The organism is Leptospira koniambonensis, from assembly GCF_004769555.1.
Taxonomy (GTDB): Bacteria; Spirochaetota; Leptospiria; order Leptospirales; family Leptospiraceae; genus Leptospira_B; species Leptospira_B koniambonensis.
In genome coordinates, this window is record NZ_RQFY01000004.1 from 199,501 (window position 1) to 225,019 (window position 25,519).

26 protein-coding genes are annotated in these 25,519 nt (G+C 39.1%); 15 read left to right on the forward strand and 11 right to left on the reverse strand.

Annotated elements, in window-relative coordinates; translation table 11 throughout:
• Position 1 precedes the first annotated feature (1 nt).
• Together EHQ52_RS04970 and add are read right to left on the reverse strand one after the other, a co-directional pair.
• A complete protein-coding gene (locus tag EHQ52_RS04970; protein WP_167492207.1) occupies positions 2-550 on the reverse strand; it encodes a GyrI-like domain-containing protein in 549 nt (182 codons plus the stop codon).
• A gap of 63 nt (positions 551-613) precedes the next feature.
• Complete coding sequence (gene add / locus EHQ52_RS04975; protein WP_135614160.1) at positions 614-1,948, reverse strand: adenosine deaminase; 1,335 nt, start codon at positions 1,946-1,948, stop codon at positions 614-616.
• Between the two features lie 119 nt (positions 1,949-2,067).
• On the opposite strand from add, the gene EHQ52_RS04980 reads away from it, so the two are divergent.
• Both EHQ52_RS04980 and EHQ52_RS04985 read left to right on the forward strand, forming a co-directional pair.
• Positions 2,068-3,264, forward strand: coding sequence for a DegT/DnrJ/EryC1/StrS family aminotransferase (locus EHQ52_RS04980; protein ID WP_135614161.1), 1,197 nt, complete (start codon positions 2,068-2,070; stop codon positions 3,262-3,264).
• Between the two features lie 60 nt (positions 3,265-3,324).
• Positions 3,325-3,603: a DUF2442 domain-containing protein gene (locus EHQ52_RS04985; protein WP_135614162.1), complete on the forward strand. Its 279-nt coding sequence runs from the start codon at positions 3,325-3,327 to the stop codon at positions 3,601-3,603.
• Here the strand turns inward: EHQ52_RS04985 and EHQ52_RS04990 are convergent.
• Positions 3,596-4,195 carry a hypothetical protein gene (locus tag EHQ52_RS04990; protein WP_135614163.1) on the reverse strand — a complete coding sequence of 200 codons (600 nt, stop codon included), beginning with the start codon at positions 4,193-4,195 and terminating at the stop codon, positions 3,596-3,598. The genes EHQ52_RS04985 and EHQ52_RS04990 overlap by 8 nt on opposite strands.
• A gap of 94 nt (positions 4,196-4,289) precedes the next feature.
• Here EHQ52_RS04990 and EHQ52_RS04995 point away from each other — a divergent pair, with 94 nt between their 5' ends.
• Positions 4,290-5,102, forward strand: a complete 813-nt coding sequence (locus EHQ52_RS04995; RefSeq protein WP_135614164.1) for a carbon-nitrogen hydrolase family protein — start codon at positions 4,290-4,292, stop codon at positions 5,100-5,102.
• Between the two features lie 3 nt (positions 5,103-5,105).
• On the opposite strand, the gene EHQ52_RS05000 is transcribed toward EHQ52_RS04995, so the two are convergent.
• Together EHQ52_RS05000 and EHQ52_RS05005 are read right to left on the reverse strand one after the other, a co-directional pair.
• Entirely contained in the window at positions 5,106-6,071 is a 966-nt protein-coding gene (locus tag EHQ52_RS05000) for an MBL fold metallo-hydrolase (RefSeq protein WP_135614165.1), read from the reverse strand.
• Positions 6,072-6,073: 2 nt separating this feature from the next.
• Positions 6,074-6,649: a TetR/AcrR family transcriptional regulator gene (locus EHQ52_RS05005; RefSeq protein WP_135614166.1), complete on the reverse strand. Its 576-nt coding sequence runs from the start codon at positions 6,647-6,649 to the stop codon at positions 6,074-6,076.
• A gap of 130 nt (positions 6,650-6,779) precedes the next feature.
• Here EHQ52_RS05005 and EHQ52_RS05010 point away from each other — a divergent pair, with 130 nt between their 5' ends.
• The gene (locus EHQ52_RS05010) at positions 6,780-7,316 is read left to right on the forward strand and encodes an inorganic diphosphatase (protein ID WP_024864077.1); all 537 of its coding nucleotides are present in this window, start codon (positions 6,780-6,782) and stop codon (positions 7,314-7,316) included.
• Positions 7,317-7,318: 2 nt separating this feature from the next.
• Here EHQ52_RS05010 and EHQ52_RS05015 read toward each other — a convergent pair whose 3' ends face one another.
• Both EHQ52_RS05015 and EHQ52_RS05020 read right to left on the reverse strand, forming a co-directional pair.
• A complete protein-coding gene (locus tag EHQ52_RS05015; protein ID WP_135614167.1) occupies positions 7,319-9,226 on the reverse strand; it encodes an adenylate/guanylate cyclase domain-containing protein in 1,908 nt (635 codons plus the stop codon).
• A gap of 235 nt (positions 9,227-9,461) precedes the next feature.
• Positions 9,462-10,283 (reverse strand): alpha/beta fold hydrolase, encoded by an 822-nt coding sequence (locus tag EHQ52_RS05020; protein WP_135614168.1) that lies wholly within the window; start codon positions 10,281-10,283, stop codon positions 9,462-9,464.
• A 64-nt stretch (positions 10,284-10,347) separates the two neighbouring features.
• On the opposite strand from EHQ52_RS05020, the gene EHQ52_RS05025 reads away from it, so the two are divergent.
• The 3 genes from EHQ52_RS05025 to EHQ52_RS05035 all read left to right on the forward strand — a co-directional run bounded on the left by EHQ52_RS05025 (position 10,348) and on the right by EHQ52_RS05035 (position 12,890).
• Positions 10,348-11,298: a helix-turn-helix transcriptional regulator gene (locus EHQ52_RS05025; protein ID WP_135614169.1), complete on the forward strand. Its 951-nt coding sequence runs from the start codon at positions 10,348-10,350 to the stop codon at positions 11,296-11,298.
• A gap of 77 nt (positions 11,299-11,375) precedes the next feature.
• The gene (locus tag EHQ52_RS05030; protein WP_135614170.1) at positions 11,376-12,218 is read left to right on the forward strand and encodes a GGDEF domain-containing protein; all 843 of its coding nucleotides are present in this window, start codon (positions 11,376-11,378) and stop codon (positions 12,216-12,218) included.
• Entirely contained in the window at positions 12,219-12,890 is a 672-nt protein-coding gene (locus EHQ52_RS05035) for a class I SAM-dependent methyltransferase (protein WP_135614171.1), read from the forward strand.
• A gap of 7 nt (positions 12,891-12,897) precedes the next feature.
• Here EHQ52_RS05035 and EHQ52_RS05040 read toward each other — a convergent pair whose 3' ends face one another.
• Positions 12,898-13,437, reverse strand: a complete 540-nt coding sequence (locus EHQ52_RS05040; RefSeq protein WP_135614172.1) for a DUF4442 domain-containing protein — start codon at positions 13,435-13,437, stop codon at positions 12,898-12,900.
• Between the two features lie 272 nt (positions 13,438-13,709).
• Between EHQ52_RS05040 and EHQ52_RS05045 the strand changes: the two genes are divergently transcribed.
• Positions 13,710-15,641, forward strand: a complete 1,932-nt coding sequence (locus EHQ52_RS05045) for a ricin-type beta-trefoil lectin domain protein (RefSeq protein WP_208653455.1) — start codon at positions 13,710-13,712, stop codon at positions 15,639-15,641.
• A gap of 18 nt (positions 15,642-15,659) precedes the next feature.
• Here the strand turns inward: EHQ52_RS05045 and EHQ52_RS05050 are convergent, their stop codons facing one another.
• Positions 15,660-16,865: an FAD-dependent oxidoreductase gene (locus EHQ52_RS05050; protein ID WP_135614174.1), complete on the reverse strand. Its 1,206-nt coding sequence runs from the start codon at positions 16,863-16,865 to the stop codon at positions 15,660-15,662.
• Position 16,866: 1 nt separating this feature from the next.
• A complete protein-coding gene (locus tag EHQ52_RS20035; protein ID WP_167492178.1) occupies positions 16,867-17,031 on the reverse strand; it encodes a hypothetical protein in 165 nt (54 codons plus the stop codon).
• A gap of 125 nt (positions 17,032-17,156) precedes the next feature.
• On the opposite strand from EHQ52_RS20035, the gene EHQ52_RS05055 reads away from it, so the two are divergent.
• The 6 genes from EHQ52_RS05055 (at position 17,157) to EHQ52_RS05080 (ending at position 23,534) form a co-directional block, all read left to right on the forward strand.
• Positions 17,157-17,600 carry a MarR family winged helix-turn-helix transcriptional regulator gene (locus EHQ52_RS05055; protein ID WP_279638298.1) on the forward strand — a complete coding sequence of 148 codons (444 nt, stop codon included), beginning with the start codon at positions 17,157-17,159 and terminating at the stop codon, positions 17,598-17,600.
• A gap of 136 nt (positions 17,601-17,736) precedes the next feature.
• Positions 17,737-18,477 (forward strand): SDR family NAD(P)-dependent oxidoreductase, encoded by a 741-nt coding sequence (locus EHQ52_RS05060; protein ID WP_135614176.1) that lies wholly within the window; start codon positions 17,737-17,739, stop codon positions 18,475-18,477.
• Positions 18,478-18,480: 3 nt separating this feature from the next.
• On the forward strand, positions 18,481-19,200 hold the full coding sequence (locus EHQ52_RS05065) for an MIP/aquaporin family protein (RefSeq protein WP_135614177.1): 720 nt from the start codon (positions 18,481-18,483) through the stop codon (positions 19,198-19,200).
• A 23-nt stretch (positions 19,201-19,223) separates the two neighbouring features.
• Entirely contained in the window at positions 19,224-20,180 is a 957-nt protein-coding gene (locus EHQ52_RS05070) for a glycerophosphodiester phosphodiesterase (RefSeq protein ID WP_135614178.1), read from the forward strand.
• A 34-nt stretch (positions 20,181-20,214) separates the two neighbouring features.
• Positions 20,215-22,254: a PP2C family protein-serine/threonine phosphatase gene (locus tag EHQ52_RS05075; RefSeq protein ID WP_135614179.1), complete on the forward strand. Its 2,040-nt coding sequence runs from the start codon at positions 20,215-20,217 to the stop codon at positions 22,252-22,254.
• 38 nt (positions 22,255-22,292) lie between these two features.
• Complete coding sequence (locus EHQ52_RS05080) at positions 22,293-23,534, forward strand: TCR/Tet family MFS transporter (RefSeq protein ID WP_135614180.1); 1,242 nt, start codon at positions 22,293-22,295, stop codon at positions 23,532-23,534.
• A gap of 1 nt (position 23,535) precedes the next feature.
• Here the strand turns inward: EHQ52_RS05080 and EHQ52_RS05085 are convergent, their stop codons facing one another.
• Entirely contained in the window at positions 23,536-24,183 is a 648-nt protein-coding gene (locus tag EHQ52_RS05085; protein WP_135614181.1) for a hypothetical protein, read from the reverse strand.
• A 143-nt stretch (positions 24,184-24,326) separates the two neighbouring features.
• Here EHQ52_RS05085 and EHQ52_RS05090 point away from each other — a divergent pair, with 143 nt between their 5' ends.
• Entirely contained in the window at positions 24,327-25,328 is a 1,002-nt protein-coding gene (locus tag EHQ52_RS05090; protein WP_135614182.1) for a hypothetical protein, read from the forward strand.
• Positions 25,329-25,519: the final 191 nt, after the last annotated feature.

Here is a 25,519-nt window from a genome sequence, read left to right on the forward strand (position 1 = left end):
CTTATTTATCCAAAGAAAATAGATATTTCGTATTTTTCTCTACGATCGGCTCGTAAATTTCCATGGAAGCTTTTCCATTCATATCACAACCTTTTTCTATACAAGCCTTCATAAGTTCCGGATAAACTTTGAAAATCCCGAGAAAGATAGAAACAAAACTTTTCAACGGGAAGTCTGCAGTTAGGTATTTTTTCTTTTCGATAACTTTGTATTTTAATGGAAGAGAAAATCCAGAAGGAATTTCAGTAATAGGCTCGGAAAACAAAGCGCCTACTTCACATCTTAATTTTTCCTCAGGAACTGTATTTGGATTATCTTTATAGATCCCGAACAGTTTATAATTCGTAATTCCTTTCTCCGGGAATTCTTTTTGGATAGCCTCGAAAGTTTCTCCTACATTTCTATAATTCCCTACTCTATCATGAGATAGAACATAGAATGGTCCTAATGTTTCTTCTTTCACAAAAACTGTATCGAATGCACCCAAATAATAAAAATAGCTAACGCCTGAAACGATTAAGGCAAGAATAACACCTAAGAAAATTTTCAGTTTCATCTTAAACTCCGGAAGGGAATTCTAAACGAAGCAGGGCACTGATTGCAAGAAAGAAATCTATTTTACGCTGGTTTCTAAGAGGCCGTATTTCTCTTTTACTTTTTTGATCTGAACTTCCATATCCTTCCAAAGTGTTTCTTTTTGAGGATGGAAAGTAGCATATACACCTTGTCGGATCAAATCTACGATCTCATCCAAGGAGAAGTCCAAAAATCTCCAAAGTTTAAAATATTCGTACGTCAAGTTAACGTTGAATATTTCTGGGTCATCCGTATTGATACAAAGCGGAAGACCTTGGTCATAATAATAGCGAACTGGGTGATTTTGTTCTTTACGAACATATTTCCCAGTAAACACGTTAGACGTAACACAAATCTCTATAGGGATCTTGTTTTCTCTCAGATAATTTACGAGTTCCGGATCTTGGATGGCAGAAGTTCCGTGACCGATACGTTCCGCCTTACAAAGTTCGACAGCTTCCCAAATTGCCCAAGGACCGTCGTCTTCCCCAGAGTGAGCAACTGTTCTGAGTCCTGCTTCTTTAGCTTTTTTGAATACTTCTGCGTAATCTCGAGCAGGCCCCATAAGCTCAGCTCCACCCAAACCGATCCCGATGACTTCCTTATGTTTGAGTTTAAGAACTCTATTTAAGTTATTCATCGCATTCTCAGGACCGAAAGATCTAGAAACGTCTACAAGAAGTCGGATCTCGATGCCGTCCTTCTCCTTCTCCTCTCGAATACCTTCCACAAGTTGGCTTACCATTTCGTCGAAGTCCAAACCATTTTGGATAAACTTAGAAGGAGCGAAGAATACTTCGGTGTAAAGGATCCTGTTTGCCCTCATATATTCTGCGAGACTTCCCACAAAATAATAAAGGTCAGCAGGTTCTTTCACTAAACTTTGGATAAAGAAGAATACTTGGATAAAACCGTTTAGGTCTTTAAAATTAAACTTAGCTTCGAACTCTTCATCGCTGAGTTGGATCCCATTTTTAACCATGAGTTTTTTCATGGTGTCCTTATTGACGCAGGCTTCTAAATGAAGATGGATCTCCGTCTTAGGCAATTCTCTGATTAAATTGATAACATCCTGGTCTTGTAACTTTTTGGAAGAAAGATCCGCAGGTTCCAAAAATGCGGAAGCAGTTCTTTGCCCAGAATCATAAGCGTCGGAGTCACCTAAAAGCCAACGAGGAGGATCTGAAATTTCCAGATCCAAAAGTTTAATCCTTTCGTTCAGTAGATTATTGATCTGCTTGTCGAAAGAAATCTGAAGGGAAGAAGAATAAGGCCGGTCTGCTGGTAGTCTGCTCTTCAGACGGTTTAATTCGGAGACATCCCGGTCTAAGATCCGGATTCTTTCCAAAATTTCTGAGAAGGTCACGCCCACGGAAGCAGGGTAAGTAAAACCCCGTCGGATTTCAATTCGGAAAAAGATTCTGAAGGTTTTCCCCTTATCTTTTCTGGAAATCTTCCGATCCTAAAAGAAGCGCCGGAGGATTTTGTCTCATGATCACAGCAAGAAAAACGTTTTTACCTTTCGCACTCCCCTCGATTTCCGAAAAAGCAATCGAAGAAGTGGCGGCGGTACTGCGCTCCGGCTGGATCACCTCAGGACCAAAAGTAAAAGAATTCGAAGAAGAATTTGCGAAATACACAGGAGCAGAATTTGCCCTGGCCATGAATTCCGCGACGGCAGGACTTCATCTTGCTTTGGAATCCATCGGACTTTGTTCAGAAGACGCAGTCCTTGTCCCTGCAGTAACATTTACTGCGACCGCAGAAACAGTTTGTTATTTTGGTGCAGAGCCAATCCTCACTGATGTTGATCCTATCTTCAACCTGATGACTGAAGCTACCTTAAAGGAAACCATCGAAAAAGAATGTGTATTTTCTAAAGGGAATCTGGTTCATAAAAAAACAGGAAAAACAGTACGTGCAGTGATGCCTGTTCATCTTGCTGGTGCTGTTTGTGATATGGATGCGATCAATTCGCTCGCAAAAGAATATCATCTTTATGTAATTGAAGATTCCGCACATGCCTTCCCCGCAGTTCATAAGGGAGAAAGGATCGGAACTCACGGTGATTTTACCGTATTCAGTTTTTATGCTACTAAAGGGATCACTACCGGAGAAGGTGGAATGGTCACCACTCGTCATGCTCATTTTGCGGAAAGAATGAAACTGATGAGACTTCATGGGATCAATAGAGAAACTTACGGACGTCCAGGCTGGTATTATGAAGTAGTTTCTCCAGGTTATAAATATAATATGAGTGATATTGCTGCAGCGCTCGGAATCGTGCAACTTGCAGAAGCAGAGGATCTTTGGAGAAGAAGGATCGAAATCGCTGAAATCTACCGCTCCGAATTTGCAGATCTGCCTTTTTTACATCTTCCTCTTCCTGCAATCGACGGAGAACATTCTTGGCATTTATTCAGAGTAGAAGTGGATACAGTTCCGGGAAAGATCAATAGAGATATCCTATGTTCTGAATTACAAAAACGAAATATAGGCTCCAGTCTTCATTTTATTCCTTTATATGAACATCCTTTCTACCAAAGATTCGGATTCGAAAGAAAAGATTATCCGAACGCAGATGCAATGTATAAGAGAACTCTTTCTCTTCCTCTATTCGCAGGAATGACTGACAGTGATATCGAAGATGTCGTGACTGCTGTGAAAGATATTTTTACGAATCTTTAGAAGTTCGAGAAATCGAACGACTTGTTTCCGAATATAGAGAGCGATTTTTAGAGGCTTATCATGAGTTCCACGGCTGGCAATAATCTAATAACAAATGTGCCTGCGATCAAAGTCTGGGTAGAAAATCGTATGATCTATTTGGAATTGAGCGACGGTAGAATTTTAGGCTTTCCCGCCGACAGATTCAAACTACTAAAAGCTGCCTCCGACTCGCAACTCCAAGAAGTAAAATTGGAGTTAAAAGGACATGCTCTTCGTTGGGACAATATAGACGAAGACCTAACCGTCCAAGGAATATTAGAAGGAAAATTTCAACTTCCTTTAGAACCTTCTACTTAAAGAAAATATAAAACAAAAACACCTTCACAAAAAGGACTAAAAATCCATCTTCCAAGTCGGAAGCTTCTTCTGCCTTTTCGAAAGAAGAAAGTGCAATGATCCATTCTTCTACTTCTTCCGCGATATCAGAATCATCGAAGGCAGAAAGATCTATTTTTTTATAACCTGCTTTTGGGATCTCTACTCCGCATACTAAGCATAAATCTGAAATAATATCCAAGGATTCCTCTCGGACCAGTTCCGAAAATTCTCCCATTTCTTTGGTCTCGATCAAAACAGATTGTCCGAGCTCCAACACATCTTCCATTACGGATTCTGAACCTTCTTCATCCGCTAAATCTCTCCAAGAGCGTAACGCTTCCAGGAGAAGGTCCGCAAGTTCCAAAACTTTTTCGGAAGCTTCTTTTTTGTCGTCTTCCGACAAATTCTCGGAAAGGCCTTGTAACCAGGAAGTTTGGACTGCTTGGATGGCCCCTTCTCCGCTGCTTAAATATCTGAGCAGAAGATATACGAGGGCCCAAACATTCTCCTTATGTTTTTTTCCGGAGTAGAAGTTTTGGATAGATTTGAATTCTTTCAGGGCGAATGCCATACTTCTCCTAAATTTTCCCAGGAAGGGGCTTAGACAAGCAGAATGTAAAGAATATCATTTTGCATTTTGGCTAAGGATCTGGAATACTGAGTCTATGCACCGTTTTCTCTTAGGGCTGATCCAATTAAATAGCGGAACCGACGTAGATTTAAATCTGCAAAAATGTGAGAACTTCATTCGTGAGGCCGCTTCCGAAGGTGCAAAACTTGTTGGGCTTCCTGAAAATTTTCCTTTTTTAGGATCTGAAAAAGAGAAGTTAGAAAAAGCAGAAGAGATCAAAACTAAAACGATAAATCTTCTCTCAAGTATTTCACAAAAACTGAATATAACTATTCTTGCTGGTGGATTTCCGAATCCTGCGCCGAATGGAAAAGTTTTTAATACTTCGATTATCTTTGGACCCGATGGAAAAGAAAAATTCGAATATCATAAAATCCATTTATTCGACACTGATCCTGGAGACGGGGTCGAATATAGAGAATCAAGAACTGTAGAATCCGGCGGAACGGTTCCTGAAACTTACAAAAGTCCGGGACTTGGAAATATTTCCTCAGTAATTTGTTATGATCTGCGTTTTCCTGAATTGTTTCGCGAAATTATGAAGAAGGATGCGGAAATGATCTTTGTTCCTTCTGCCTTTACCAAAATCACTGGGCAGGCGCATTGGGAAGTTTTGCTAAGAGCAAGAGCGATCGAAAACCAGTGTTTTATATTTGCACCGGCCCAAACTGGAGTTCATTTAAAAGGGAGAGAAACTTACGGACATTCTTTAGTAGTAGATCCTTGGGGAAACATTCTAGGAGACGCAGGAGAAGGAGAAAAAATCCTTTTAACAGAGATAGATCTAGAAGAAGTGCAGAAAGTTCGTAAAAAAATTCCTGCACTAAAACATAGACGAGATATATAAAATCTATTCAATCCATTTAGGATATAATCCCAAACGATCTATCACTTCTCCGTCATGAGCAGGAACTACTTCTAAGTTCGGATAAACTTTTAAAAGTGAATGTACTCTGTATATTTCCTTTCCGACAAGTTCCTGGTCTCTATCCACAATGGATCTAAGTAATCTGGTCCTATGAGAAGGAATTTCGAAACCTTCTCTTGCCCAGGTAATATCTCCCGTAAAAAAGAATCTTTTTCCGGAAGGTAAATTTAAGAACATCCCGACATCTCCTGCGGTATGTCCTTCCATAGGAACAAATACCACGGAACCGTCTCCGAACCAATCCAGACTTTTTGAATAATTTTCATAAGGTTTGGAAGAAAAACTCAGATCCTTCCATATTATGTTTTCTGAATCTAATTGTTTTGGTAAATAACCCTTCTCCACTCCGAATTCTTGCAGATGTTTTTTACCTGCTTCCGTGGACCAAATCCTTGCTTTAGGAAAATCTTCTACACCGCCTGCATGGTCCCAATGCAAATGAGAAAGAACGATGTCTCCGATCTTCTCCGAATCAATCCCGTTTGCTTTTAGCTGAGAGATCAAAGGATTGGGATTTTCGTAAGTAACCATAGGTTTTACATAAAATCTATGGTCTTTATATTGTTCTTTGATTTGGGTCCCGAGACCTGAATCGAATAAGAAAGTCCCTTTGGGATGTTCCACAAAAACAACACTATGATAGATCTGTTTTCTGTGGAATAAAGGTCCGCCTTCAAATATGAATGCGGAGGATGCCTTCTTCTCCCCTGTTTTAAAGATCGTAAACTTAAGTTTGGTCAATCCGGAAGGATTTTCTAATCTTGGATCCTTGGATAATTTTCCCAACTCAGGGACTTCTGAAACTGCTAATTTAGGAATTCCTAATGCAGTACAAAATACTAAAAGTAGAACGGCGAGTATCGCCAAAAATATTATTTTAAGTTTCATAATTATTTCTCCGAAACGAGAAGTTTTGCTGTTTTAGAAGCGGATCGTATTGCGTTTGTATTTCGGCTTGTCCTGGAAATCAGAATGGCTCCTTCCAATAGGGAAAGAATGCCTACTGCGAGTTCTGAAGATTTGTTTTCCTCGAATCCGTTCTTCCGGAAAAACGAATCCAATATGGAGATCCAATCTTGGAAAACCGCAGCGCAAGTAGAGTTCACTAAAGAAGGTTCCGAGGCGGTCTCGGAAGCTGTGGTCATGATCGGGCAACCTTTGGAAAAACCGGAAGATACAAGTCTGTATTCCAAAACAGAAAATATCCTTTGGATCCCGGCTGGAACAGATTTAGCGGAATCCAAACCCGCCTTCAATTCCTTGGCCAATTCATTGCCTGATACTAAGAGAGCTAAGGAAGCCAATTCTTCCTTTCCACCAGGAAAATGGAAATAGATAGATCCTTTCGGGGCCTTTGCGTCTTCTACGATATCGTTTAATCCAGTTCCCGCGTATCCCCCGATTTCCAGACGTTCCGCCATGGCACGGACCATCTTTTCCTTAGCGATTTCTCCCTTCTGACCCATAAATCCTATAGAGCATTTAAAAATAGACCGGTCAACATATTTTCATACCCCGCAGCAAGATTTTCACCTTCTACCCTAGCCTGCGAAACTCCTTGCTTGGACCCGGCTTCAGCCCAAAATATGGCCCATGATACAACATCCTTGGCACGAGGCCAGCCCAGGCCCCAATCCTCCTCACGAAGTTCATGCACTTGTGGAAATTCCCTCCGGAAGTAAGGCCAAGTTCGAAGTAGATAAGGACTCAGGGCTCATCAAATTAGATCGGGTGCTTTTTGCTTCCGCTCACTATCCTGCTCATTACGGTTTTATTCCCCAAACTTTGGGAGATGATAAGGATCCTTTGGATATCTTAGTGCTTTGTTCGGAAGAAGTTCCTCCACTTTGTTTGGTGCCTGCCAGAGTTGTAGGGGTAATGAGGATGATAGATAGAGGAGAAGGTGACGAAAAGATCCTGGCTGTAGCCTCGGGTGACAGAAGTTTTGATGGAATAGAACATGTCTCTCAACTTCCCAATTCATTTAGAGCTGAGCTGACCCACTTTTTCTCCGTTTATAAACAATTAGAAAAGAAAGAAGTTCGAGTAGAAGAGCCAGAAGGCCCCGAGGTAGCAAAAGAGCTAATCCTCAGAGCATTAGATTTTTATAAACAGAAGTTCCCTAAAAAATAAGACTAACCCAAGACCTCGTATACTTCGCTGGACTTGGATTTTCCTTTCACTTTTACTTTGCCTAATTTTTTGAAGGAGTATTTCCTGCGATTCTTCAACTTGCGGTATGTGCTTTCGCTAAGTAGAAGGTTCGCATGAAATTCCTTGGTCAATCCCTCAATACGAGAAGCAAGATTGACTGCGTCAGAGATCACTGTCCCATCCATTCTTTCTTCTTCCCCAATTGTTCCAAGCATCAATGTTCCTGTATGAAGTCCTATACCAATTTGGATCGGTTCATAATGTCGATCCGCCCTGGATTGGTTTAGACTTTCAAGCTCTCGGAGCATTTCCATAGCAGCATCCAAAGCTTGGTCAGGCAAACTTGGGAAGAGAGCCATAATTCCATCGCCTAAATACTTATCAATGAACCCACCGTGTTTGCGGATAATCGGCCCCATCTTTCTCATATAAGAATTTAAGAAATCGAAATTGTCCTTAGGAGTCATCTTCTCAGAAAGTTGGGTAAAGGATCTGATGTCCGAAAATAGGATGGTCATCTCTCTTTGTACCTGATCTCCCAAACCTATCTCAGTAATATCACTCTTATTCAAAAATTTCAAAAATGCCAAAGGAACAAATCTACTATAAGCCTTGTTCACTTCTAATAAGTTATCAGATAAACGTTCTATGTACAAGAAAGCCTGGGAAAAGCGGAAGGAGAGCAAATAAGACTGCACGAATATGAAAACGAATAATCCTAAAGGAAGATAATATCCTGTATTTATTACTGCTTGAGAGTATAGACTATCATTGATAGCTGCAGCAGTTAATGCGATTACTCCTCCGAGGGCCATTAAAGATCCTTCTGCTCTTGTTTTGACCAAACGTACCAACACAAAGAAGATCCATAATATTACGAAAATTAAACATACTTGGAAAGGGATCAAAGTATGAGTATAAATACTTGCAGGAGTGACAACCACTATCGCTGATACGATTAAGTTAAATCCTATGAAAAATTTTCTTAATTTAGCGGAGAATGAGTGAGGATATAATGCATCCAGATAATAAACAAAGAATGGAACAGCCAAGTAGAAGGAAATATATTCCAGCTTATTAAAAAATTCCCAAGGTAGATGAGGAAATTTTAGGATCAGGAACCTTTCTCCTGTTACGAAAATCCTAAGACAGATGCTCGCGCAGAATGCCCCGAAAAACAATCCGGTCATGTCCCTTCTTCTTAAAGAATACAAACCGAAATGGTATAACGCCATGATGATGATACTTCCGAACAAGAACATCTCACTGAAAGAGTTATTGTCTCTGAAGTTCAGAAGGTCCGCTTCTGTTCCCATTCTAAGAGATTCCCAAAGCCCTCCCTTATAATGATCAAAATTAGAGATCTCTACTTGGAGTAATATTTCTTTGTTAGGTTGTCCGATCGAAACATAAAGTGGAAGATACTGTGGACGAGATGAGTTTGCATCCGGGCCCACTACTCCATTTCCCATGATCTTCTTCCCATCTAAATAGATAGAAGCTGCAGTTCCGGCACCTTGGAAATGCATCATTAGCCTTCCTTGGTTTTGGCCCGGAATAATTTTTAAAGTATAAGTCCCATATCCGAAAGCCATTAAAGGATTCATACCTTCTAACTTTGGAATTTGATTCCAGTTACCAGGAATATTCACGATATGAGTCTGAACATCCTTAGATCCAAGATCCGGCCTGGACACTGCAAGTTTCATCCATTGGAATTTCCACTCTCCATCCAATTTTACGATCCCATCTTCTGCAAAGTTCCAATCTCTCAGATCCAAAACCCCATTTTCTGCAAGGGGAGAAATTTTAGGGGAAGTTTTGCTTCGACAGGAGAATAACGTTAGGGACAGAATTAATACGAGTGGAAAAACTTTGAGAAATTTCATATGATATCGATTTGAAATTGGACGAAGAACGTCCTCGTTTTCCTCGGACCGGAAGATGAATTTCCCGGCCTTCTACGGAAAGCGGGAGCAATACTAATAAAATTTCGAAATCAATTAAATCAGAAATTTAAAAATTCTGAGGGATTTTTGAAAAATTTTTCCAGTGAGAATCTATAACTCTCGTTCGATGAAAATATATTAGAGGTCTCCCGGACAAGCATCCGGGAGTTTTATGTTAGAATTTTTGTAAGAAGGTTTCCAGAATATTACGGAATTCTTCCGGTTGGTCCAATTGCAACCAATGTCCTGCATTTGCAACCACAGCATGAGGAAATCCTAAATGAAGTCTATGTAATGCAAATTGATCATCGTTTTCAGGAGTGACTATCGCAAGTTTTGGGCCCACATATCTTTTTAAAGAATGATTCGGATCATAATCCAATAGTTCAGAAGTGATCTTGAGCACTGTATCTTTAGGAGTTCTGGTCAATTCCCCTATCAGTCTTTCTTTTATATCGGGTTTAGAATTCGCCAATAATTGTTCCCAATAGTCTTCAGTAGTTTGCACATACGCATCCGAATATAATGCATCCTTGATTTGGGTACGAACTGCTTCAGGTAATTTTTTTGGATCACCATTTGAATCCACGAGAACAAGTCCAGCTACTCTACTTGGATTTTCTCCTGCATATTGTAAAGCTACACTTCCTCCCATACTATGACCCACGAGCACGAATCTTTGAAGCCCGAGAAGATTTACAACTGTTGCCAAATCCTGGGCCATAGAAGAGATCCTATAATCTCCATCTTTTGGAAATTCAGAATCCCCATGACCCCTGAGTTCAATTCTGACCACTCTTCTGTTTGGAATCAGAGATTCCTTAATCTCTTCCCAATGAGAAACATTTCCCCCGAAAGAATGGATGAATACCACAGGCATTCCGCCGAATCCTTCGTCTTTATAGGAAATTTTACCAGTAGGGCCATGGACAGAGGTTTTAATAATTTCACCTTTACAAAGAACAATGCCAAAAACGGAAGTTGCTAAAGTAATCATAAAAACAAGCATACCAGAATATACATGACAAGTTCTGTCATATTTAGAAGTTTATACTAAATTTATGAGAGCTGATAGGCTTCTAAATATTCTCCTACATTTACAGGCAAAAGGAAGGACCACCGCTAAGGAACTTTCCAAAAAATTAGAAATTTCGGAACGAACTGTTCATAGGGATATGGAAGCCCTTTCTGCTGCGGGAATTCCAATCTATGCAGAAAGAGGAATAGGCGGAGGTTGGAGTTTAAGCGAGGGTTATAGGACAAACCTTACTGGTTTTAAAAAAGAAGAAGTCATCTCACTCTTATTAGTTCATTCTTCTCGCGTCTTAGAAGATTTAGGAAAGAAGAAGGATTTCGATTCCGCATTTGTCAAACTCATGGCCTCTCTTCCTCCTGCATATAGAAAGGATGCAGAAACTGCCAGGCAAAGAATTCATATAGACGGCCTTGGTTGGGGTCGTGCAATCAGAGAACTTCCACTTCTTCCAATACTACAAGATGCAGTTTGGGAGGAAAAAAAAGTAAAGATCATTTACGAGAAAGAAGGTGGAAAACCTGAACCAAGGATCATAGAACCTTACGGACTTGTCGCAAAAGATACGATCTGGTATGTTGTAGCAAAACGTGGAAAAGAAATGAGAGTCTACCGTATCTCTCGTATTAAAGAAGCTTCAATAACTGCAGAAAGATTTGAAAGACCTAAAAAATTTGATCTAAGCAAATATTGGGAAGAATGGATCAAAGAATTCAAATCAAGAGTCCCTAAATATTTAATCAAAGTTAAGGTCACAGACGCCACCGCAGAACATATCAAAAGTATTCCTTATATGAAATGCCTGAGCCAAAAACCTATGGCAAAAGGTTTTACTGAAATGGTAATCGATATGGAAACTAAAGAATGGGCATTAGGAAGTATGCTTCAATATTGCGATTCTGTTTTTGTTTTGGAACCATTGGAATTACAGGAAGCAATTCGACATAAGGCCAAAGAAATCCTGAAAATTTACGAATAAACACTTCTTATAGATCGAAAGTCAGAAGAAGATTGATTTTCCCGTCAGATCAAAGATAATTTTTCGAATAAAATCTCATGTCTTCTTCTCCTAAAAACTATTGGATCCGAAACCCAAACTTTCTGGAAAACCAGGAAGAAGCAATACTCATCTCTGACAATAAGGGAAAACTTTTGGATTCAAATGTTCAGGCAAAAGAGCTTGGACTCGCACCTGAAAAGAATGATCTAAAACATTCTTCTTGGTATCCTAAACTATCAAATGCAGATTCCAAAGAACATTCTTATCTAACGCTGCATCTTTCCTCAGGTAAAAGAAGATTTATTTGCAGGGCAATTCCGATCTTAGTGGAAGAAAAGGAACCAGCAAAAGCATTCTACTTCAGAGATATCACAGAAAGATCTTTTACAGAAGCAAAGGCCAAAAGATACGAATCCCTTTTCAGAAGAAGGGAAAACAAAATTAAGGAATTAGAAATTCGTGATAAACTCACAGGTCTTTTCAATAGAGAATATACAATCGAGTCTTTCCAAGCAGAACTTTATAGAGCGGAAAGGACCAAAACCACTATAGGTGTGGTTTATTTACATATAGACGGATTAACAGAGATTAACGAAATATTCGGAAATAACAGAGGAGACCTTCTTCTAAAAGAAATGGGAAGGATACTTTTGGAAAATTCCAGAAGGAGCGATATCTCATCCAGGATCGGAGGCGAAAAATTCTTACTTCTTCTTCCAGGAGCGCATAAGAATATAGTTTTGGAAAGAGCGGAGAAGATCAAAAGATTATTTTCAGAATCTAGCTCTAACGGCTCTTGGGGAGAAGTGAATATTACTGTATCCTTGGGTGTTGCAATGTATCCAGAAGATGGTTCTACATATGATGTTCTTCTCCAAAAAGTCCAAATAGGAAATTAAATGACCCACGTAGAAAAGTTCGAAGGTGAAAGAGCACAAGTATACGAGAGAAGAATTGGAAAGATGATCCCATTCTATTCAGGGATCATGGAATTGGTAGCGATCTATCTTTTAGAAAACACTCCTGAAAAAGGAAAGATCTTATCTGTAGGTTGTGGAACTGGAGCAGACTTTGCCAAATTATTAAAAATTGCTCCGGATCGGTTTTCAATTACTGGCTTAGATCCTTCTCCAGAAATGATCGAACAGGCTCAGAAAAAATTTCCTGAACTTAAACTCATTTGCGGAACCGTGGGCGAACTTCCTTCTACCGAGGAATATGATTCTGCTACTTTACTCTTTGTTTTACATTTCCTTCCGGATACTGGAGATAAACTTTCTATCCTGAAAGAGATTTATTCCAGATTGAAAAAAGGCGGAAGTTTAATCTTATTCGATCTATTCGATCCTGAACCAAATGGAAGAGAGATCTTATTTCAAAATATAAAATCCTACTTAATCAATTTCCAAAGTTGGGAAGAAGAAGCAGTACAAATCTATTTGAAAAGAGTATTTGAACTCCACAGAATTCCAGCTGCCAGGTACGCAGAACTTTTGCAAGAAGCCGGATTTTCAGTGAGTTCTCAAAAATTCAGATCCTTGCATGTAGGTGGATGGATCGCTACGAAATGATCTAATATTAACTTCTTTTGCTAGGCTTGAACGCAGAAGTCATATTTTTAGAAGCTAATTTTTTCTCATAAAATTCTTTAGAAGCAGCATAGATCGTTTTTTCGAAAGTAGCATACACTATTCCTTCTTCATCTTCATACTTTGCTGGAAGATCGAAAACGATTTCACCTTTTTCTAATATATCTTGTTTTGTTTTTTCGATCAATTCTTCTGTGATCAAAAATCGGATTTTTACTTTATTTAAGATCGGTCGTACAAATTTTACTTTTGCAGCCTTGTCCCAAACCACATAGTCAGGCCCAAGTATCCACATCATCATCAACATATAGTATGGATCTACTGAACTATAAATACTTCCCCCATAAATTGTTCCTACTCGATTCAATGTGCGAAGATTTTTCTTTAGACTTACATGAAGTTCTCTTAGATCGGAAGAGATGAATTGTATTTTTCCGCCGGTGCACCACAAACAAGGCCAATGATTTAAACGAAAACGTAACCACCAAGAAGATAGAGATTCTTTTTTATCGCTATGATATAATTTCATAATGGATTCTTTGAAGTCAGATTGGAAGCAGCACCCTTGCGTGCAAGGCGATTTCCCTTCTGCTTGCGCTCTTATATTTTGATTATATTAAGATAACAAACCTAGAATGTTTTTATTCTTTAGAAAACGATCGTTATGTTAACTTTTTAAAAATATTTGAAAGGACGTTGACAGAGAAAAAGTCCAGGTTATTTCTTTTTTTACTCCGAATATCGGAGCTAAGCATTAAACTTTTATAATGCATAAAAATAGATAATTTGAATGGTGAAAAAATGAAAAGTTCCAAGATGTTTTCCTCTCGAATCGTCGCAGCCGCATTTATTTGTGCGTCTCTGATCGTTGCCGGATGCAAAGATTCCTCTTCAAACTACGATTCTTTGTTATTTTTAGTCCAATCCAACGGTAAATCCGGAGGCTCCTTAGCTGCAGATATCAATTATAAGGCAGAATACTTAACTCCTGCTCCTTTGGACCAACCAAGCGGAATTCCTTTCGAGGGCGGCGGAACTAAGGGCAAAGATGGAAGAAGTCCAAGACCTGTATATGCTCCGAAATTACAGATCGACCCACAGGGCTGGATGAGCAGCGGATTCCAATCCAGATCCAATACTCAGCTCAGAAACATTTGTATCCCAGGAACCCATGACTCTGGAACTTACGGGATCCAGGGAATTGATGAGAATATCTCCCAAACCCAAGAGTATAATGTGGGAGAACAATTATCTCTCGGATATCGCTACTTCGATCTAAGGATCAAAAAGATAAGCGGGCAATTTAAGATCCACCATGGATCCAGTGTTTCTGTTTCTGCTCAGGAAGTATTCCAACATATTTCCAGTTTCGTAAATAATCGTAAAAAAGAGATCGTATTCGTTCATATCCAGAACGTGGACAGCATGAGCGATGCAGAACATTACGAACTGAAAGACCAACTGGTCCTTCCTTATTTAGGTTCCAGAATGGCACCTCGCAATTTAGGAAATTCAGTCAACTTCGGTCAACTTTGGGATCTAGATAAAAACGTAATCCTGATCTGGGGTGGCGGCAATTTTGCAGATCTATCTTCGTTGTATTGGAACCAAGGCCAAACAATGAAGAGTGATTGGCAAAATACTGGAAATGAATCTGATCTAATCAGCGCACTTAGAGATCGTATCAAGGACGATAGGGGCGGAAAATTTTACGTAGCTCAAATGATCCTGACTCCAAATGCAGCTCAGATCATTTTTCCTCCTTATTGGGGAAGTATTCAAGATCTTACAAATGATAAATTGGATCATGCAAGTTTTGTTTATGACTTAGACAGAGAAGCCAAAAAATCAGGACAACGTATCAATATTGCAATGGTAGACTTTGCAGGTCCTCAATTCTCTCAATATGCATTCGAAGCATGTATGGATGTGAACGATCTGGAGCCAAGATACTTCACTTTAAAAAGTAAACAATCCAATCTTTGTTTAGATGTGAGTAATAGCGGAACCGATAACGGAACTCGTGTTCAAGTTTGGAACTGTAATAACACTAACGCTCAGAAATGGTTCTATGAACATTCTACAAGTCATCTAAGAAGCAAACTGAATGCTGACAAATGTTTGGATAACGGAGCTGAGAATTGGAACGGAGGAAAAATTGTCCTTTGGGATTGTAGAGATAATATAGATAATATGAGATTCGATTTTTACGATGACTCTATGCGAGTTAGACAAAACGAATCTATCGCGGTCGATGCTAACGGTTCTACCAGCGGCTCTTTAGTAAGCCAATGGACATGGCATGGCGGAAACAACCAACGTTGGGAGAAAAATTACGAAACTCCTTATTTCGCTCTGGTGAACCAAGCTTCTAACAGATGTTTAGATGTAAGCAATAGTAGTACTGCAAATGGTGCGAGGATCCAAATTTACAACTGTAATGGGACGAACGCACAAAAATGGTATTACGATGCAGGCAATGGTTTTCTCAGAAGTAAACTGAATCCAAATAAATGTATGGATAACGGTGGAGAAACTCGTAACGGAGGAAAGATCGCTCTCTGGGATTGTAAAGATATGAACAATATGAGATTCGATTTTGTAGGTGATAGTATCCGAAACAGGATCAACTCAACGTATGCCGTGGATGCAAGTGCAAATTCCAATGGATCCTTAGTGCACCAATGGGAATTCTTAAATAACAGCAACCAGCTTTGGAAAAAATCATATTAAGTTCGAAAGGGGGGAATCTTATTTGATTCCCTCGTAACGATACATCCAATCCTGGCCTTTCTTGGCAAAACTAGGCAAGGCCAGGGTAAGGAATTTATCCCTAATCCAACAACCAAGCGGGCTTAGTTTTTTCTTTCTGCTTCCATTTCGTCTAGATTCTTCTATAATCCTCTCTACTCTAGGCCTTCTGATTATCTCAAAATTTTTAAAGGCTTCTTCGATCGATTCGTATTTTTCTAGAAGTAAGTACAGGATATGGGAATCTTCTAAGGCCATGGAAGCCCCTTGTCCGGTATGAGGGCTCATTACATGAGCTGCATCTCCAATTAACAATACCTTATCATTTCCCCATTTAGGCAGACTTCTCAAGTCATGAACATTTCCTTTCAGAATTATAGGAGAAGCGTTGATAATTTTTTCGATAGGATCATGCCATCCTTTATGTATTTTTAATATTTTATTTTTCCAGGACTCATCACTCATGGATCCAATCTCTTCTCTCGTAAGCTCTTTTTCAGAAGGAATATTGCTCCACCACATCCAAGAAGTATCCTTCGTGTTTCCACAAGCGGCGAAACCGAAAAAACCTTCCGGCCCAAAAGTAAAATTGATCGGTCCCCTTTTTGAATATTTTTCTGGAATCACTTCGGAAGGAACAAATCCCCCGGCATTTAAAATTCCAGTATATTCAGGTTTTGGAAAATTAGGAAAAAGGAAACTACGAACTTTAGAATGATTTCCATCGGCTCCAATTAGAAAGTCCGCTTCAACAGAACTGCCATCGTCGAATTTTGCAATCACTCCTCCGTCTAAAGGAAATTCTGCATCCGAGAATTTTTTTCCATATTCTGTTGGAATTCCTTCCTTCTCCGCCGCTTCCAATAATAGAAGATGGAACCTTGCTCTCGAAACTACTATAGCAGATTCTCCAAACTGAGAAACTGATCCGTTCGGTATTATCGAAAGTAGCCTTCCTGTATGATTCCTAAAAATCATTTCATCTGAAAGTGTTCCTATCTGGAGAATCTCAGAAGTCAGGCCTAACTCTCTTATCACCTTCATTCCGTTAGGTGCAATTTGTAAAGCCCCTCCAATGTCTTCTGCAGGGTGCGAATAAGATTCCAGCAATCGGACTCCATAACCTGCCCTTTTTAGAAATAAAGCCAGAGAAGGTCCTACAATTCCTGACCCTACGATTAGAAAACTGGGTTTTCTTTTATTCATATCATCCACCGAACGCAGCCTTGATCGCAACAAAGGCAGAGACCAAAGAATAAGCTGTCACCGCAAAAGAAACGGAAAGAGAGATCATAGCGATCCCTAAACCGATAGGAGATCCCCAAGAATACCAAGGGTAATCTGGAATTTCGTTCTTGCTATTTTCTGCCATGTTTGCTCTCCTTAAATCGAATTAACTCGATGATTAATTATCTTGATTATCGAGATATTTGACGGTCAAAATAATTGCAAGACAAAAAAATCCCAAAAACTAAGCCCGAATTGATGGAATCCATTATGACCGATTCCAAAAACCTGAGCACTGTATCCATTTTGTTCCACCAAACCATTGCGGATCGGCTCGGCCTGCACATTACGGATCACAAATGTGTGGACTTTTTATTTACACAGGGTCCCCAAACCGCCGGGGAAATTGCAAAAACAATGGGACTTAGCACAGGTGCGGTAACTTCTCTCATTGATCGTTTGGAGAAGAAGGGGCTAGTTGAACGTAAAAATGATCCAAGCGACAGAAGAAAGGTGAGAATTTTTCTAACCCAGGATATGGCCGCCATGCAGAAAATAGGAAGCCTATTCGAAGGTTTGGCAAAATCAGTATGGGAGCAACTCTCGGCTTATACTGCAGAAGAACTAAAGATCATTTTGGATTTTACCCGCAAATCGATTCGGGTAATGGAAGAAGAAAGAGAAAAACTTTTGCAGAACCGACCAGACGTATAAATCTTTTAGAAGGATTCTATTATTTCGTATATATTTTTAAGCTTGCTCAACTAGCGGATCTTGCGGAACAATTCTGCGAAAACTTTTAGAACTAAATGAATTCCAGATTTTTCAGGGATATTTAACGGAGGAAGAGATGAAAGCTTTAGTCACAGGAGCAAGCGAAGGGATCGGAAGAGAATTCGCCAAACAACTTGCAGCAAAAGGTTATAAAATAACTGCAGTAGCAAGAAACGAAGTAAGACTCAAACAACTGATAGATGAACTTGGAAAAGGGCATACATTTATCATCGCGGACTTATCTGATCCAAAATCAACCGGAAAGATCCAAAAAGAATTAGAAGACAACCATTACGATTTATTAATAAACAACGCAGGTTTCGGAGTATACGGACCATTCGATAAGGCGGATCTACATAGATTGCAGGCAATGACCCGTCTTAATATAGATTCTCTTGTATCTTTGTCTTATTCTTTCTTAAAAAAATCCCAGTCAGGAGATTCTTTGATGAATATCTCTTCTACCTTGGGTCTTGTTCCAATGCCTTCTTCAGGAGTCTATTCTGCGACTAAGGCATTCGTAACTTCTTTCAGCGAATCCTTATGGTATGAGCAAAGAAAAAGAGGGGTATACGTTATGGGTCTTTGCCCTGGAGTAACTGTTTCTAACTTTTTTGAAAGAGCTGGAGGAGATCCAAAAGATTTTCCAAAAGCAATTGCTCAATCTGCGGAAACTTTGGTAGAATATGCTTTAGCTGCTTTGAAAAAGAGGAGTTCTCCTACCGTGGTTTCTGGACTTCCGAATAAAGTTTTAGTAAAAGTTTCTAAGCTGATCGGAAGAAAGGCTACAGTTAAATTGATGGGAAAAATGAGGTAATAGATGACGTCCCCTTTTTTTGGAGAATTTTTAGGCACATTTGTGCTCATACTTTTAGGAGACGGAGTAGTAGCCGGAGTTTTATTAGAAAAATCTAAAGCAAAAGATTCTGGTTGGATAGTGATCACTGCTGCCTGGGCGTTTGCAGTCATTTTAGGAGTTTTCACTGCAAAAGCATTTGGAAGTGCAGACGCTCATTTAAATCCTGCAGTCACTTTGGCATTTGCAGTTCAAGCAGGAGAATATTCTAAAATTCCAATATACCTTCCTGCACAATTTTTGGGGGCGTTCTTAGGAGCTGTTGCTGTATATTTGCATTATCTTCCTCATTGGAAGGAGACAAAGGATCCAGGAAAAATTTTAGCAGTATTCTCTACAGATCCTGCGATCTCTAATCCGCCTTCTAACTTCTTTAGTGAATTTTTGGGAACTTTCATTTTAATCTTAGGAATACATTCTATCTTCTCCGCTCAAATTGCAGATGTGACTACACCTATAGGAGTTTTTTTCGTAGGTATTTTAGTTTGGGTGATCGGACTTTCTATGGGAGGAACCACAGGATATGCGATCAATCCCGCAAGAGACCTTGGACCTAGATTGGCACATTATATTCTTCCGATAGCAAACAAAGGAAACTCAGGATGGAAATACGCATGGCTTCCCATTCTTGCTCCTTTAGTAGGCGGAGCAGCAGCAGGAATATTCTTGAAGACAATATTATAACTTGGCGAGGCTAAATCGAAAGTATGAAATCATTTCCCATCAAACAAACATCTCTAATATTCTTTTTGATCTATTTATCTTGCGGCGGAGAACAGATCCGAAATACTCCTATCGAAGGAAGTTTAGATCTACAGGGCCATAGAGGAGCCAGAGGTTTAAAACCAGAGAATACTTGGCCAGCATTCGAAGAGGCGCTCTCCCAAGGAATGACTACAATTGAACTGGATACTGTTCTAACTAAAGATCAGAAAATCATAATACACCATGACTCTGAATCTAATCCAGGGTTATGTTCTAAAAAAGACGGCTCGGAAATTATTTCTAAATCTATTTATGAACTTACTCTTGCCGAATTAAAAGAACTAGATTGTGGAACTAAAAAGAATCCTAAATTCCCTGAACAGATCTCTGTTCCTGGAACTGAACTTTTGACTATCCAAGAATTTTTTGAAAAAGTTCAAACCTGGGAAAGAACAGGAAAAAGAAAAGTTATTCCTAAGTTCAATATAGAGACCAAATTCCCGAATGACTCTGATTCACAGGTCTCTAATGAAATTTTAGAAGCTCATGTAAATCTTCTGATCAAAGCTATTGAAACTGCAAAGGTAGTAGATCGCGCAACAATCCAATCTTTCTATCTTCCTGCGATCTCACTCGCAAAGAAAAAAAATCCTAGGATCAAAACTTCTGCGTTATTCTCCCTGACATATTCTCAAGGTGCAGCAATGAAATTTGGGTTCGGAGATTCCAGAAGAGAACTTGTTTTAAATCAAACAAAAGAGTTAAAAGCAGATATTATTTCTCCTTATTTCTTATATGTAACAGATGAATTCGTTTCTAAGGCTCATTCCTTGGGAATTAAAGTGATTCCTTGGACTGTAAATGATACGGGGGAAATGGAAAGATTAATTAGAACAGGCGTAGACGGAATTATTACAGATTATCCAGATCGATTGAATTCCGTTCTTAAAAAACATTAGACACGCTTTGGGTTCTGCTTATCCTAACTTTGAAGTGAAACGATCTTTTATACTTCTTTCTAGTTTTTTGTTTTGTTTCTCTTTAGAAGCAGCACCGATTCGGGACGGAGTATTACAAATTTCCTCTCAGGATCTTGCAGAACATTCTGAACTCATTCCATTAAGCGGAAATTGGCAATTCTTATATGGAGAATTTGTTTCTCCTGAAAAAAGCGCAACAGCTAACTGGGGTATATTATCTGTCCCTCATTCTTGGCAGGATACCAAAATAGGAGATAGAGTTCTCCCAAGAGAAGGGGCAGCAAGTTTTCGTTTATCCATCATCTTCTCAGAAGAAGATCTAAAAAAAGAGATCGGGTTATTAATGCCCGATTTTGCATCTTCATACAAATTATATTATAACGGAAGATTAGTATATTCTTCTGGGGCTCCAAGTTTAGAATCTTCTTCTGAAATTCCTAAGATCAAATCTGTATATCTACCTTTAAGAGTAGAAAAAACAAATACAGAAATTCTAATACAAGGTTCTAACTGGATCAATAATTTCGGTGGATTCTGGCAGGTCCCAAAACTTGGAACCTTAGAAGCAATTTACAGAGAAAAATTAATCACTCAATCCAGAGAATCATTTCTGTTTGGCGGGCTTCTTCTTATTGGGCTATATCATACTGGGCTTTTTCTATTTAGAAGAAAGGAAAAGTCTGCATTCTATTTTGCATTATTTACGTTTTTATTAACTTTAAGAGTGGCATTGATCGGAAATCGACTTGTTTTAGAAATTTTTCCAGATTTTCCCTGGGAGTCTGTTTTTAGATTAGAGTTCTTCTCCTTCTATACTGCAGTTCCCATATTTTTAATGTTCCATCGTTCCTTGTTTCCCGAGGATACATTCTCTTGGGTGCCAGCGGTTGCCTGGGTTTTAGCGATCGCTTATGATATAACTCTATTATTTCCGATCGGATTTTTCACGAGTATTGTAGGACCGTTCCAGATCGTAACCGGGATCGGATTACTCTATGTCTTGTTTACAGTATGTTTAGGAGTTTGGAAAAAAAGAGAAGATTCACTCTTATTCCTCACAGGATTTTTTGCATTTGGTATTACGGTAGGAATCGATCTACTTTGGGACAAATTAAATCTAAGAGGGATCAATCTTTCTCCATATGGACTTCTTGTATTCACCCTTTCTCAATCTTTAGTACTTTCCAGAAGGATCGCAAGAGCATTCAGAAAATCTGAAATACTTAGTGAAAACTTAAGGATAACAAACAGTGCACTGAATATTCTAAAAGATAATTTAGAAGTTTTGGTCCGAGAAAAAACTTCCGAATTAAATCATTCTTTGGAAAGAATTCGCAAAGACTTACTCGTTGCTCAAAGGATCCAGAAAAAACTTTTTCCAGAGAATGTAGAAGCGTATAAAGAATTAAAATACGCAGTTAAATATCTGCCAAGAGATGAAGTGGGCGGAGACTTTTACGATATTTTCGAAGTTTCTCCAGGAGTGTATCGGATTTTTCTTGCAGATGCTACCGGGCATGGAGTCCAAGCAGCACTCGTCACTATGGCAATCAAAGCAGAATATGAAGGGATCAAATTTGGGGCAAAAGATCCAGGATTCTGTTTAGATTTGTTGGATGATAAGTTCCAAAGAAAATTCTCCTCCTTGGGAACTATATTCTCTTCTATCATTGTAGATATTTATGCCAGAGAAAACAGATTAGTTTATGCTTCTGCAGGACATCCAGATCAAATTTTAGTACATTCTTCTCACCTTATGAATTTAAGAAGGACAGGTGCTATTATAGGTTTAAAAAACAAAAAAAGTTATGAGAACCAGGAATTGGATTTTTTAAACGGAGATAGGATGTTCCTTTTTTCAGATGGAGTATTCGAACAATTCAATTCCAAAAGAGAAGCATGGGGAGAATCCAGGCTAAGAAATCGGATCTCAGAACTTTCTAAAGAACCTATTGAGAATATTCCTGATATGGTAATGAAAGATTTGGATCTATGGCTGGAATATTCTCAACCTCAAGATGATATCAGTCTGATCGCGATAGAAAGAGTCTAAATCAACTTTTCGTAAAACGAAATCTGAAAATATAAATTATGACAGTTCAAAAAAAGTCCGCACTTCAATTTTTACTTTTTACATTACTCATCGATTTTATCGGCTTCGGGATCATAATCCCAGTGGTTCCCAATCTTTTAAAAGATATGTTACAAGGGAATTTAAGTACCGCAGCGGTTTATGGAGGACTTCTATCCTTTACTTATGCGATCACTCAATTTTTCTTCGCTCCTATCATTGGAGGTTTAAGTGATAGATTCGGAAGAAGGCCTGTTTTACTTGCTTCCTTGTTCGGATTAGGAATTGATTACGCATTCTTAGCATTGGCCCCGAATGTATTTTGGTTATTCGTAGGAAGAATTATTGCAGGGATCACAGGAGCAAGCTACGGAGTCGCAGGAGCAATCATCGCAGATATCAGCCCTCCTGAAAAAAGATCCCAAAACCTAGGATTAGTTGGAATGGCATTCGGGATGGGATTCATCATTGGTCCGATCATAGGAGGTTTATTTTCTGAATTCGGACCAAGAGCTCCATTCTGGGTGGCTTCTTCTCTTTCTCTTTTGAATTGGGTGTATGGATATTTTGTTTTGCCTGAAACTCTTTTAGAAGAGAACAAAAGAAAATTCAATTGGGTAATGGCAAATCCATTCGGATCAGTCGTAGCATTTTTCCGTTATCCAGGGCCTTTAAGCGGCTTAGTACTTTCTTTATTTCTAATATTCGTAGCAAACCATTGTATGGAAACCAGTTGGTCTTACTTTACAATGAACAAATTCCAATGGACCGCAACTAAGATTGGATTCTCGCTTGCAGTAGTTGGTGCCTCACTTGCAGTGGTGCAAGGCGGATTACTCAGGATTATTATTCCGAAACTAGGACAAAAAAATTCTGCTTATATAGGAATTTTTGCAAGAGTTGTCATGAGCGCATTATTTGCATTCGCCTGGGAAGAATGGATGCTTTATGCTCTGCTTGTTCCCTTCTCCTTTTGTTTTATTGCAACTCCTGCAATCCAAGGTTATATTTCCAATCACGTTTCTCCTACACAACAAGGAGAGTTCCAAGGAATTATGGGAAGTATGATGAGCCTAAGTTCTATTTTAGGCCCATTGCTTATGAGTTTTGTTTTTTCTTATTTTACGAGAGAAGGTATGCAGCCCTATTTTCCGGGAGCACCGTTTATAGTAAGTTCCTTTCTTGCGATCCTAAGTTTAGTGATCGCAATTATTTCTTTTAGAAAGGAAAAACTGAGAGTGGGAGAAAAGGTTGGAGAATGATCTATTCTTCGTCCTCTTCCAATCCTAAATAAAACAAAGCCCATAAAGTATCGAATAGGATCTGCATTAACAATGCGAATCTTTCTTCTCTATCTTCTACAGTTTTGAAATCGTCGATCAAGAAGGTAACAAAAGGTTCTAAAATCCTTCTTTCTTCCAGATCCGGAATGGAGTTCAAACTTTTGATAGAAAAGTTGTCTTCAACAGGGACATTATGAAAATTTAATCTACTATTCAAGACCAGAACTGCCAATTCCAGAAGTTCTGCATCTGACATTGTATTTACGCCAGCGTCGTTCAATCCAGAAAGCATACTTGAAATAGACTCGTCAGTGATTTCTTCGCTTCTGTCTTCGTCTTCTTCGCTATAAGCTTCCGAAATTGCAATAAGCACTGCAGTTGCTTGGTCCCAGAAAGAAGACAATGCCTCGTCCAAACGAGCCTCGTCCTCTTCTGTTAATTCCCTTTTGAAACCTGAATCCAGGTCATCGTAAAAAGGTTCCGGATCATCAGTCTCGCATGCTGCAGAAACAAATGTGCGAACGGTAATCCAAAACGGGGACTTATCATGGCCTATGCGAAGAATTTCCTCCGCATATTTGGCGACTGTGGCTCTCCAAGTGGAAGGGGAATAGGACGGAATTTCCATATTCAAATCTTTCTTAGTCTCTCCAAACTCGTCGACACTATAAATCTTTTCGTATTATTTTTTAAGAAGAAATTTAAGTAAGATCTTTAGCTGGCTCTCAGATTATAGTTGCTCCTAACTGAGAAAGATCAAATATTTCCTCCATGAATATTGACGAAGATTATGATTTTCCCAGATTTCGTTCTGACTCGAATGCGGGTCATTACGAGAGTTGGTTCGTAAGAGGGAATCATCCATTTCGTCCTCTCGCAATCTGGATCCGTTATACTATTTTTTCTCCTAAAAATTCCCCTAAAGATTCTATAGGAGAATTATGGGCGATCTATTTTGACGGAGAGAATGGAAAACATTATGTTTCCAAATCAGAATATCCTATTTCAGAATGTGAATTTGCGGGAGACCCATTTCAAGTACGGATCGGCTCTTCTGTCCAAGATCATAAAGGGCTTAAAGGCAAATCAGGAAATAAGAAAGGATCCACAAATATAGAATGGGACCTAAACTTCTCTGGAGGAGATAAACCTCTTTTTCTTTTCCCTAAAAATCTATACTCAGGCGGTTTTCCAAAGGCGAAAGTCCTCGTAGGTAAACCCTCTTTATTACTTAATGGATTTATAAAATTAGAAAATAATAAAATAGATCTAAAAGATTGGAAAGGAAGTCAAAATCATAATTGGGGTCCTAAACATACAGACCAATACGCATGGGGCCAAGTAGCAGGTTTTGATGGAGAAGAAGGCTCCTTCCTTGAATTGGCAACTGCAAAGATAAAGATAGGTCCTCTCTGGACTCCTGCAATCACTCCAATTGTTTTACGTTTGCATGGACAAGAATATTTGCTGAACAGTTTATTCTCTTCTTTCAGGAGAGCGAGTTATCAGTACTTCGATTGGAAATTCCAGGCTTCTTCTTCTGAAATAAAAATAGAAGGAAGAATTCACGCAGATAAAAAAGACTTCGCCTGCCTACGTTATGCGAATCCCCCGGGCGGTTGGAAATTTTGTTTGAACAGTAAAATTGCAAGGGCAGAAGTTTTGGTCCAAAGAAAAGGAGAAACTTCTCCCCTTCGTTTAAGATCTGCCAGAAGTGCAGCATTTGAAATACTTACTGAAGATACTTCCCACGGTTTATTGACGGAAGTTTAACAATCTTATACTCCCGACCTTTTTCGGATTGACCAGGTTCCCTTTGTCGAAAATTTTGAGAGTCAGCCTCAGTTTCTTTTAATCCAAAAGGGTTATTTCCTCTGGATAAACTGAAACAAAACGGGATTTTAGATAAAAATCTCCCGTGTGGCCTGAGATGGATTGTAGAGTGAGGAAAAATCCTTATTGAC

Bases quoted from the DNA above. Each gene is read 5' to 3' on its own strand.
- EHQ52_RS04980 (WP_135614161.1), top strand. From the start codon at position 2,068: ATGATCACAGCAAGAAAAACGTTTTTACCTTTCGCACTCCCCTCGATT.
- EHQ52_RS04985 (WP_135614162.1), top strand. From the start codon at position 3,325: ATGAGTTCCACGGCTGGCAATAATCTAATAACAAATGTGCCTGCGATC.
- EHQ52_RS04990 (WP_135614163.1), bottom strand. From the start codon at position 4,195: ATGGCATTCGCCCTGAAAGAATTCAAATCTATCCAAAACTTCTACTCC.
- EHQ52_RS04995 (WP_135614164.1), top strand. From the start codon at position 4,290: ATGCACCGTTTTCTCTTAGGGCTGATCCAATTAAATAGCGGAACCGAC.
- EHQ52_RS05000 (WP_135614165.1), bottom strand. From the start codon at position 6,071: ATGAAACTTAAAATAATATTTTTGGCGATACTCGCCGTTCTACTTTTA.
- EHQ52_RS05005 (WP_135614166.1), bottom strand. From the start codon at position 6,649: ATGGGTCAGAAGGGAGAAATCGCTAAGGAAAAGATGGTCCGTGCCATG.
- EHQ52_RS05015 (WP_135614167.1), bottom strand. From the start codon at position 9,226: ATGAAATTTCTCAAAGTTTTTCCACTCGTATTAATTCTGTCCCTAACG.
- EHQ52_RS05020 (WP_135614168.1), bottom strand. From the start codon at position 10,283: ATGATTACTTTAGCAACTTCCGTTTTTGGCATTGTTCTTTGTAAAGGT.
- EHQ52_RS05025 (WP_135614169.1), top strand. From the start codon at position 10,348: ATGAGAGCTGATAGGCTTCTAAATATTCTCCTACATTTACAGGCAAAA.
- EHQ52_RS05030 (WP_135614170.1), top strand. From the start codon at position 11,376: ATGTCTTCTTCTCCTAAAAACTATTGGATCCGAAACCCAAACTTTCTG.
- EHQ52_RS05035 (WP_135614171.1), top strand. From the start codon at position 12,219: ATGACCCACGTAGAAAAGTTCGAAGGTGAAAGAGCACAAGTATACGAG.
- EHQ52_RS05040 (WP_135614172.1), bottom strand. From the start codon at position 13,437: ATGAAATTATATCATAGCGATAAAAAAGAATCTCTATCTTCTTGGTGG.
- EHQ52_RS05045 (WP_208653455.1), top strand. From the start codon at position 13,710: ATGAAAAGTTCCAAGATGTTTTCCTCTCGAATCGTCGCAGCCGCATTT.
- EHQ52_RS05050 (WP_135614174.1), bottom strand. From the start codon at position 16,865: ATGAATAAAAGAAAACCCAGTTTTCTAATCGTAGGGTCAGGAATTGTA.
- EHQ52_RS20035 (WP_167492178.1), bottom strand. From the start codon at position 17,031: ATGGCAGAAAATAGCAAGAACGAAATTCCAGATTACCCTTGGTATTCT.
- EHQ52_RS05055 (WP_279638298.1), top strand. From the start codon at position 17,157: ATGACCGATTCCAAAAACCTGAGCACTGTATCCATTTTGTTCCACCAA.
- EHQ52_RS05060 (WP_135614176.1), top strand. From the start codon at position 17,737: ATGAAAGCTTTAGTCACAGGAGCAAGCGAAGGGATCGGAAGAGAATTC.
- EHQ52_RS05065 (WP_135614177.1), top strand. From the start codon at position 18,481: ATGACGTCCCCTTTTTTTGGAGAATTTTTAGGCACATTTGTGCTCATA.
- EHQ52_RS05070 (WP_135614178.1), top strand. From the start codon at position 19,224: ATGAAATCATTTCCCATCAAACAAACATCTCTAATATTCTTTTTGATC.
- EHQ52_RS05080 (WP_135614180.1), top strand. From the start codon at position 22,293: ATGACAGTTCAAAAAAAGTCCGCACTTCAATTTTTACTTTTTACATTA.
- EHQ52_RS05085 (WP_135614181.1), bottom strand. From the start codon at position 24,183: ATGGAAATTCCGTCCTATTCCCCTTCCACTTGGAGAGCCACAGTCGCC.
- EHQ52_RS05090 (WP_135614182.1), top strand. From the start codon at position 24,327: ATGAATATTGACGAAGATTATGATTTTCCCAGATTTCGTTCTGACTCG.